Annotated in this window: 13 protein-coding genes; all 13 read left to right on the forward strand. The window is 33.4% G+C overall.

Annotated features, from left to right (window positions below):
* Positions 1-5 precede the first annotated feature (5 nt).
* On the forward strand, positions 6-476 hold the full coding sequence (locus tag X926_RS08100) for a biotin/lipoyl-containing protein (RefSeq protein ID WP_012208393.1): 471 nt from the start codon (positions 6-8) through the stop codon (positions 474-476).
* A 46-nt stretch (positions 477-522) separates the two neighbouring features.
* Positions 523-1,563: a TrkA family potassium uptake protein gene (locus X926_RS08105; RefSeq protein ID WP_103065706.1), complete on the forward strand. Its 1,041-nt coding sequence runs from the start codon at positions 523-525 to the stop codon at positions 1,561-1,563.
* 11 nt (positions 1,564-1,574) lie between these two features.
* The gene (locus tag X926_RS08110; protein WP_103065707.1) at positions 1,575-2,903 is read left to right on the forward strand and encodes a hypothetical protein; all 1,329 of its coding nucleotides are present in this window, start codon (positions 1,575-1,577) and stop codon (positions 2,901-2,903) included.
* A 114-nt stretch (positions 2,904-3,017) separates the two neighbouring features.
* A complete protein-coding gene (gene rpsF, locus X926_RS08115; protein ID WP_012208396.1) occupies positions 3,018-3,395 on the forward strand; it encodes a 30S ribosomal protein S6 in 378 nt (125 codons plus the stop codon).
* A 22-nt stretch (positions 3,396-3,417) separates the two neighbouring features.
* Positions 3,418-3,933 (forward strand): single-stranded DNA-binding protein, encoded by a 516-nt coding sequence (locus X926_RS08120; RefSeq protein WP_103065708.1) that lies wholly within the window; start codon positions 3,418-3,420, stop codon positions 3,931-3,933.
* 87 nt (positions 3,934-4,020) lie between these two features.
* Entirely contained in the window at positions 4,021-4,251 is a 231-nt protein-coding gene (rpsR, locus tag X926_RS08125; RefSeq protein WP_012208398.1) for a 30S ribosomal protein S18, read from the forward strand.
* 114 nt (positions 4,252-4,365) lie between these two features.
* Positions 4,366-4,815, forward strand: coding sequence for a 50S ribosomal protein L9 (gene rplI, locus X926_RS08130; protein ID WP_103065709.1), 450 nt, complete (start codon positions 4,366-4,368; stop codon positions 4,813-4,815).
* Between the two features lie 25 nt (positions 4,816-4,840).
* The gene (locus X926_RS08135) at positions 4,841-5,668 is read left to right on the forward strand and encodes an MBL fold metallo-hydrolase (RefSeq protein ID WP_103065710.1); all 828 of its coding nucleotides are present in this window, start codon (positions 4,841-4,843) and stop codon (positions 5,666-5,668) included.
* A gap of 130 nt (positions 5,669-5,798) precedes the next feature.
* The gene (locus X926_RS08140; RefSeq protein ID WP_103065711.1) at positions 5,799-6,269 is read left to right on the forward strand and encodes an NfeD family protein; all 471 of its coding nucleotides are present in this window, start codon (positions 5,799-5,801) and stop codon (positions 6,267-6,269) included.
* 48 nt (positions 6,270-6,317) lie between these two features.
* Entirely contained in the window at positions 6,318-7,247 is a 930-nt protein-coding gene (locus tag X926_RS08145) for an SPFH domain-containing protein (RefSeq protein WP_012208402.1), read from the forward strand.
* An 18-nt stretch (positions 7,248-7,265) separates the two neighbouring features.
* Positions 7,266-7,787, forward strand: coding sequence for a hypothetical protein (locus tag X926_RS08150; RefSeq protein ID WP_012208403.1), 522 nt, complete (start codon positions 7,266-7,268; stop codon positions 7,785-7,787).
* A 71-nt stretch (positions 7,788-7,858) separates the two neighbouring features.
* Positions 7,859-8,530 (forward strand): thioredoxin family protein, encoded by a 672-nt coding sequence (locus X926_RS08155; RefSeq protein WP_012208404.1) that lies wholly within the window; start codon positions 7,859-7,861, stop codon positions 8,528-8,530.
* A gap of 22 nt (positions 8,531-8,552) precedes the next feature.
* Positions 8,553-9,557 (forward strand): thioredoxin-disulfide reductase, encoded by a 1,005-nt coding sequence (gene trxB, locus X926_RS08160; RefSeq protein WP_103065712.1) that lies wholly within the window; start codon positions 8,553-8,555, stop codon positions 9,555-9,557.
* Positions 9,558-9,559 lie beyond the last annotated feature (2 nt).

Below are 9,559 nucleotides of genomic sequence, written 5' to 3' on the forward strand. Positions count from 1 at the left end.
GTAAATTGAAAAGAAAATTCAAAGTTACGATTAACAATAAAACCTATGAGGTTGAAGTTGAGGAAATAGGCTCTGAAATTGCTAACGAAGAAAAAACAAAAGAAACAGAAGAAAGAGTCTCTGAAAAAGAGCAATTTAATGAGATCCCCAAAGCTGTTGTCGAGAAAAAAGCCGAAAAAAGGGGCAAGAAAAAAGTTGAGAAAAAACAAAAAGATGAAGAGGAAAAGGTCCCTGAGGAGCCAAATAAAAGGGAAACAGACTCAGGTTATGAGGTCAAAGCTCCCCTTCCAGGAGTAATTAACGAAATAAATGTGAAAGAAGGTCAGAGCGTCAAAGCTGGAGATAAACTTGTCATAATCGAAGCAATGAAGATGGAAAATGAAATACCAGCCGAAAACGACGGTATAGTTGAAAAAATTTTGGTAAAAAGAGGGGACAACGTCGAAGGTGATCAAACATTAATGATTATAAGGTAAAAATCACTAATCTCCAAAGTGGAAAGGGGGCACATGTCTCGATCAAATGAATGAAACTCTAACTTTGAAAATAAGACGATTTGTGATATCCATTATGATTTTTATTTTAATAGTCTTTACAGGAACAGTAGGTTATATGATACTGGAAGATTGGGCTTTTTTAGACTCTATTTTTTTTACTATAATCACGTTGAGTACCGTTGGATACGAGATACCTGCCAATCTATCGAGGGCTTCACAGATATTTACAATGGCATTGATCCTCTCTGGAATAACGGTAGTCTTATACTCTCTTTCAACCCTAACCTCCTTTATTGTTGAGGGTGAGATGAGAAACGTTTTGGAGGTAAGAAAAAGAATGAAAAAAATAGATGGTATGAATAATCATTATATTGTTGTAGGAGCCGGTAAAACGGGATTTTTTGTCTGTCAAAATCTATTAAAAGAGAAAAAAGATTTTGTCTTGTTGGATAAATCAGAAGAAAGAGCACAACAATTTCTAAAAGAAATAAATGAGGAAATTCCATATTTTATTGGTGACGCAAAAAATGAAACGGTGCTGGAAGAAGTTGGAGTCAAAAGAGCTGATAGCATCATATTAACCCTACCGTCCGATGTGGATAACTTGTTTGTTGCTTTAACGGTGAAAAGTATAGTACCTAAAATCAACATCATCTCAAAAGTCAACGATCCCGAATCGGTGAAGAAACTATCTTATGCTGGAATCAACAAGATTGTTCTTGAATCTGAAATCTCTGGTAATAGATTAGCCTATATGGCAACTCGGCCTAATATTGTATCATTTCTTGAAACGATCATTCATACGCCAGAAAAAGATTTACAGCTGGAAGAGGTTGATATACCCAAAAACTCTTGGGTAATTGGTAAATCTCTTAAAGAAATAGCACTACCCGACAAGGTAGATATGATTGTGATAGCCGTAAGAAAAAAGGATAATAACAGCATATTCAATCCTAAGGCAAATACCATAATAGAAGAGGGAGACGTGATAATAGTACTGGGGGAAGACTCTAAAATTAAAAGATTGAGAGAGATAGTTGAGCAAGATAGTTACCAGCTAAGATGAGGGGGTATAAAATGTACGAAAAAACATTGGTTCCCACTTTAATGATTCTTTTACTTTTTTCACTAGGATTTTCAATAAATTTAGAACTTGACTTTCAAGGGACATATGATAATTATGAAGAAACCTTCACTGACAGGATAGGTATAAAGTTATACAATTACACTTCAAACTTCGATATCACAAGTGAGTTAGCATTTTACAACGATGATAAGTATTATTTTTATGAGTCAGATTACTATTGGGATCACTACTTTCTGATAGAAAACAGTTATATTACCCTTAGAAACGATGATCAAACACTTGAATTGAGTGGCGGTATAAAACAACTAAAAGATGAAGTGAATTCTCCCTACTCATTGTTTTTATCTTCCAATAATATTCCTCTTGTCAATTTAGATGTAGGTTATGAAGATGAACATTTCTTTTTTGAAACCATGTGGGTTCAATTGGTAAGTGAAAATAACACCAATTTTGCTACCCCTACAGCAATGAATTACAAAACGTATGGATTGAAATTTGGCAATTTCAGGGTAGGTTATCAAGATGTGCTCGTTTACAACAGGGCTTTTGACTTTTTTTACTTTTTAAATCCTATGCCCGCATATTTTGCTCAAGAGATTAGAGCAATAGAAAACCGTATGCCATGGTGGGAAAATATAAACGATAACTCAATAATGGGATTCTTCTTTGATTACAAGGACCCTAATTACTATATTTACTCTCAACTATTAGTAGACGATTTCAACACTAACAGATTCTTCAATCCAGAAGAGAGACAAAATCCTGACAAAGTTGCCTTTTCTTCAGGATTAAACCTAGCAAGCAGCCTAGGAACTTTTGGTGTTTACGGTGCCTTTGCAACCCAATACACTTTTCAACCAGGAGGTGGGCCAGGTTACACTATCTATCCGGAAAGTATTTATTCTTATGAGAAGAATAATGTTGTTTTTGAGGAAGGTATAGATTTCACAGATAATTACATCGGATACAAATACGGTGAAAACACGGTTTCTTTCCTAGTTGACTATGACTATACATACAATAACTGGTTCAACCTTTATTCTTCTTTTGAAACTGTGTTTTCCGGAAGAAAATCCCCAACGGAGAATACGGCTCCAGATGAAGGTACCTATCTTTTGGATGATCCACTTTTGGAAAAGAGATATGTGTATACCATAGCAACAAACTTCTATTTTAACAATTTAGAGTTTAACCTATCAGCTGATATGGGAGTAATACAAAATAAATTAGAATTCAATGAAGTTGCAGATACTTTCGAACCTTCAACTGAAGATGAAAATATTTTAAAACTAAACTTTGGATTTGGTATAGAATTTTAATATAATTTTTAAATAAAAACAATAACCTTATTTAGATTTTCTGTTATAATTGCACATGAAAAAATCCTGCTTCTGATAAGTTCAGAGGCCTAAGACCATAGGAGGAGGTATATAGTGGGAAAAAGATACTACGAAACAATGTTTGTCGTTAGAACAGACATTCCTGAAGAGGAAAGAAATGCTTTGGCAGAAAAGGTGAGAGGTTGGATAGAAGGCCAACTGGAAGGTGAAGTAGAAGAGTTCACGAGATGGGGTGTAAGGAAATTAGCCTATAGGACTCAAAAAGGTAAATTTACAGAAGGTGATTATACCTACATCATATACAAAGCTGATCCAGAAAAGATTAACCAACTGGATGATCTTTTTAAAGTGAACCAAGAGATTTTTAGGTTTCAAACGATTAGAAGAGAAGATCTTGAGAAAAAAGTAAGAAAAACCCAAAAAGAAGCAAAAATAAAGGTAGAAGAACCAGAAATTTCTGAAGAAATTTAACGAAAAATAGGAAGTGTTTTTTATGTCTATTTCTTATAACAAAGTTATTTTGGTTGGGAGATTGACCAGAGATCCAGAGATACGTTCTACTATGAATGGAAATAACGTTGCAAACTTTCATTTAGCTGTTGACAGAGGTACTTCAAACAATCAAGATGGCACAGATTTCATAAAAATTGTGGCTTTTGGTAAACAAGCGGATTTTGCATCAAACTATTTAAAAAAAGGGAAATTGATCCTAGTTGAAGGATCGCTTCATATTAATCAATGGACAGATAGAGATAATATAAAAAGAGAAACAGCTGAAATCTGGGCCAATAGAATGAATTTCATGGAAACAAAAAAGGCTCAAGAAGCTAATGAATTTTCTGGTATGCCCATTGCAGTAGAAGAAGGTTTCTCTGATATAGGCAATATTTCAGACACCGATCCGATCGAAGAAATAGGTGATGAAGCTTTTCTCGGAGACGACACTTTTTTAGAAGGAGACCTTGATGACCTTGAAAATGATCTTTCTTCAGATAATAAACCTATCTGAACTGAAGAACTTTAGAAATAAGTTTTTTAGGTAAAAGGGTATCGAGAAAGGAAATAAAAAATGAGAAAAACGGAGGTTTTAAATAGAATGGCGTACGTTAAAAAAGAAAGAAAAAGAATAAAAAAATGCAAATTATGCAGGGATAATGTTGAATATATTGATTACAAAGATGTCAGAAAATTAAAAGAGTTTATGAACGACAAAGGAAAAATCCTTCCAAAAAGAATAAATGGAAATTGTGCCAAACATCAAAGAATGGTACGAACAGCGATACAACGTGCAAGAAAAATGATGTTAGTCCCTTACGTGAACGAGTGAGGCTACAATTCATGTTATAAATACAATAGATAGAGGGATTCCTCTATCTATTTTTTTTGAAGATATGTTTTTTACCTAATTATGATAAAATTGTACAAAGGGGTGTTTTGACAGATGAAAGTATTGTTGCTGGAAGATGTAGCTAAATTAGGGAAAAAGGGTGAAATAAAAGAAGTTTCTGATGGATACGCAAGGAATTATTTGATTCCAAAGAATTTGGCTGCTGAAGCAACCGGAGGTTATATAAAGCACATTGAAGAAAGCAAAAAAATAGAAGACGAAAAGAAGGAAAATCTAAGAAAAAGAAGCGAAGAAATTTTAGAAAAATTAAAGGGTACAAAAATAGAAATAAAAGCAAAAGCAGGAGAAAAAGGCAAACTTTTTGGTGCGGTAACAGCTCAAGATATTTCTGAAAAAATAGAGGAATTACTTGATGAAAAGTTTGACAGAACTTGGTTTGATGAAAAGGTAAACATAAAAGAATTAGGAACTCACACTTTAAAAGTTAAACTTCCTCAAGGCGTGAGAGGGGAAATAAAGGTTGAAATAAAACCAGAAAACTAACAAATTTCAATGGGAGTTGTGATAGTTGGAGTTTTTAATAAGATCAAAGGCATTGTATACGACTTGGGTTTTTTACAAACCAGATAGAATACTTTTTGATGCTGGTGAAGGGGTTAGTGCAGAGTTAGGAAACAAAATATATGGAATTGAAAAGATCATTTTAACACACTCTCACGTAGATCATATAGCAGGATTGTGGGGAATCGTTAATACTCGCAATAACGCTATGGGGAACAGAAATAAAAAACTAGAAATTTACTATCCACAGGGATCGGAAAATATTAATGAATATTTAAAATTTATAGGTAAAATGAATAAAAGATTGAGATACGAAATAGATTTTAGGGAAATAATGTTATCTGACACGATCCCTCTTAACAACAAAAGGTTTATAAAACCATTTAAAACAAGACATACCCCTGGGGAAACCTCTTTTGGTTACCAAATTTTAGAACAAAGAAAAAGATTAAAAGAAGAGTACAGAGAACTAAAAGAGTCAGAAATAAAAGATTTAATAATCAATAAAAAAGAAGACATCCTAGAAAACTATACTGCTAACATATTAACCATAAGCGGGGATTCGCTACCTATTCCCCCCAATTTCGCAAAAGATTGTGGAACGCTACTTCATGAATGTACCTTTTTTGATGAAAAGGATAGAAAAATTAGAAACCATACCTCTCTAGCAGAATTAAAAAATTTAATTAACATTTCCAAGCCTAAGAGAGTTATTATATACCATGTCTCAAGTAGGTACAACAGCAAAATTAAGTCAGCCAAAGAAGAATTGAATAAAGAATTCCCAGATATACAAATAAATATCGTCCACCCTGAAAAAGTTTTCAAGATCTAATTTTGCTGTTTTTTGCAAAATGGTTTTACTGTGATGTGCAAAAAGGTCTTTTTTGCAATGCTTTAGAAGTAACATCCTAATTCTCATTTGCTTCGCAAATGATGTTTGCAAATGACGTGAGGTGATAATTATGGGTCAATGGGGTGTGTGGGTCATTTTTGCTATAATTTTTGCGGGCGTTGAAGCTATACTTCCATCTTTTTTCTTTTTATGGTTCGCCATAGGAGCTGGAGTAGCAGCTATTACATCTTTATTTATTTCATCGGTTGTTTTAAATTTGCTAATATTCTTAATCGTTTCTTTTTTGTTGTGGATCTCAACAAGAAAAATTGTACAAAATATGTACAAAGGCTCTTCTACTATAAAACCTTATCAAGATCAATTTGTTGGCATGAAAGCTAAGGTAGATAAAATTGACGATGAAGGAAGAATCATAGTTAAAATAAAGGGAGACGAATGGAGAGCATTTCCAGAAGATGAAGAAAACTATCTTATTAATGTGGGCGATGATGTTATAATCACAAGAAAAACCGCTAATTTTGTATATATAAAAAAAATCAATGCATCTGAAAATAATCAAAAAAAAGAGACGGGGGAATAAAATGTTTTTTAGTGACCACAATTTGAAAAAGAAAGGTGGGGAAAAACAATGTTGGTAATATTGATAATAGCAGTTTTGTTTTTGATCTTTATTGCTGCAATGAGTTTAAGAATTATCCGCCCTTACGAAAAAGGTTTGGTAGAAAGATTAGGAAAATTTCATAGACAGGTCGATTCTGGATTAAATTTCATCATGCCTTTCATAGAAAGAATAACCAAAGTAGATTTAAGAGAAATGTTGATAGATGTTCCACCTCAAGAGGTTATCACTAGGGATAACGTTATAGTTACCGTTGATGCTGTTATATATTACGAGATAACTGATGCTTATAGAGTAGTCTACAACGTTGGAGATTTTACTTCGGCGGCTGTTAAATTGGCTCAAACAAATTTAAGGAACGTGATCGGAGAATTAGAATTAGACCAAACATTAACCTCTAGAGAAAGAATCAACACAAAACTCAGAGAAGTATTAGATGAAGCCACCGATAAATGGGGAGTAAGAATCACCAGAGTGGAGATCAAAAAGATCGATCCTCCTCAAGATATTATGGATGCAATGAGCAAGCAAATGAAAGCCGAAAGAATGAAAAGAGCTGTTATTTTAGAGGCTGAAGGGTACAAACAATCACAAATTACCAGAGCAGAAGGAGACAGAAATGCTGCAATATTAAAAGCAGAAGGTGAAGCGGAAGCCGTTAAGAAAAAAGCAGATGCTCAAAAGTATAAATTAAGTATCGAAGCAGACGGAGAAGCTGAGGCAATTCTTAAAGTTTTCGACTCAATCCATAAAGGCAATCCTACAAAAGATTTGATAACAATAAGGTACTTTGAGGCATTAAAAGCAATCTCAGACGGGAAATCAACAAAGGTCTTTATGCCTTATGAAATTTCGGGAATATTGAGCTCTGTAGCTGCTATGGCAGACATTTCGAAAAACGATATAATCTCTGATAGCAATCCAGAAAATAAAGAATAAAATTCTGAGGTAATTTTTATGGTATTATTAAAGTCTTTGTTTATCAATGCAATCAGTTTTTTAATAGCTTTTGCTGTTATTAGACTTTTGATCATGAAAAATAAAGAACCCTATCATTTCGTAGATTATTTTAACCTGTACGGTTTAACATCTTTTTTGCTGGTATGTTTTTATTTGAAGTATTTAAACGATTTAACGATATTAATGGAAATTATTGCATTCTTTATTTTGTTCTTATTTTATCTAAGGTCTTTTGACGCGGCTACAAAAAAATATCATGAAAGATTCAAAATAACTATTCTCTCTTTCGGTTATTCAAAAAAAACATATTTTAATAATTTTCTCTCAAAAAAAATCCTAATGAGAGGGGTTGAAGCTTTTCTTTTCGCCGTATCTTTTTATTATTTCATGGATAAACTATTTTTGTCAATCCCCATAATATTAAATCCGATGATAATAATAATACCGTCGATCCTTTTATTTTTTACAACGATTGTTAAATCATCAAAAATTAACAAAACATATAGAATTTTAAAGTAGATTAAATCAAAATATGTTAATATACCTATATAGGGTATATACAACACTAAATTAGATGGAGGTTTTTAAATATGGAAAAATTGATGGACAAAGAAACACAAAACAAGGTAAGAGAAATTTTAGAGGAATTGACAGAGCCTGTTCAAATATTTTTATTCAAAAATGATGGAGAATATTCAGAAATTGTTGAACAGTTACTTGGAGAGCTCAAGGAATTAGATGATAGAATAAAAGTTGATACCTACCATTCTGATTCTGAAGAAATTAACAACTACGATATTGAAAGAGATTTATTTCCAGCTATGGTAATATTAGATAGCGAAGGGAACGATTACGGAATTAGATATTATGGGATCCCTTCGGGATATGAGTTCACTACTCTGCTTCAAAATCTCATCGCTGTATCTAATAATAGTGTGACCTCTTTCAGCGATGAAAACAAAGAAAAATTATCTAAAATAGACAAAAAGATGAGGATCAGAGTTTTCGTGACTCCAACTTGTCCATACTGCCCTAGGGCTGTTTTTGCAGCTCATCAAGCCGCTATGTTAAACCCTAATATAACAGGAGAAATGATAGAAGCTAACGAATTCGATCGAATATCTTTTGAATATGGTGTAAGTTCCGTTCCACATACCGTGATAGAAGTAAAAGAAAGCGAAGAATGGGTAAAAAAAGGTGAGTTTGTGGGAGCCTACCCTGAAAATAGTTTTGTGGAAGAAGTTTTAAAAGCAGTTGAATAAAGTAGTTGAAGGAGGTTCTCAGATGTTTTTTAACGTTGAAGGGGCTAACAAAAAATCCGAAATAAAACAACAATATGACGTTGTAATAATCGGTGGCGGTCCTGCCGGGATTTCAGCTGCTATATATGCCTTACAAGGCGGAGCTTCTACCCTGGTAATTGAAAAAGCAATTGAAGGCGGACAAATGAATTTAACAGATATTATAGAAAATTACCCAGGGTTTAAAACGATAAAGGGTGAAGAGCTATCTTCTTTGATGAAAGAGCACGCAGAGCAGTTCGGAGCCGACTTCTATGATGGGAAAGTTATAGAATTAAAAGATGAAGATTCCCATAAAACGGTTGTTATGGAAAATGGAAAAACAATCAAATCAAAGGCAATAATAATAGCAAGCGGATCTTACCCTCGAAAATTAGGGGTTAAAGGTGAAGAGGAATTTTCTTCCAGAGGTGTTTCTTACTGTGCATCGTGCGATGGTCATTTTTTTAAGAATAAAAAAATTGCTGTCGTGGGAGGAGGAAATACAGCCGTAGAGGAAGCGGTTTATTTATCGAACATAGCTAAAGAAGTTTATATAATTCACAGAAGAGAAAAACTTAGAGCTGATAAACTTTATCAAGATAGAGCCTTTTCTCGTAATAACATAAAGTTTAAATGGAATTCGGTCATTGAAGAAATTAAAGGCAAAGATAAGGTCGAAAGTTTGGTCATTAAAAATCTAAAAAACGATGAAGTTTATGAAGAACCTTTCGATGGAGTTTTTGTTTTCGTTGGATTAGTGCCAGAAACAAGCTTTTTAAATAAAGATCTTTTCGATTTTGACGAATATGGTTTCTTAATTACAGACGAGAATATGGAAACAAAAGTTAAGGGTATTTATGCAGTAGGAGATGTAAGAAAAAAGGAGCTCAGACAAATTGTAACTGCGGTGTCCGATGGAGCTATAGCTGCTTCACATGCAATTCGCGAGTACGTTAATGAAGACCAAATATCATCAACTCAATCGATAAATCGTGTTAGATCATAATT

Origin of the sequence: Petrotoga sp. HWHPT.55.6.3 (assembly GCF_002895495.1) — a bacterium.
Lineage (GTDB): Bacteria > Thermotogota > Thermotogae > Petrotogales > Petrotogaceae > Petrotoga > Petrotoga mobilis.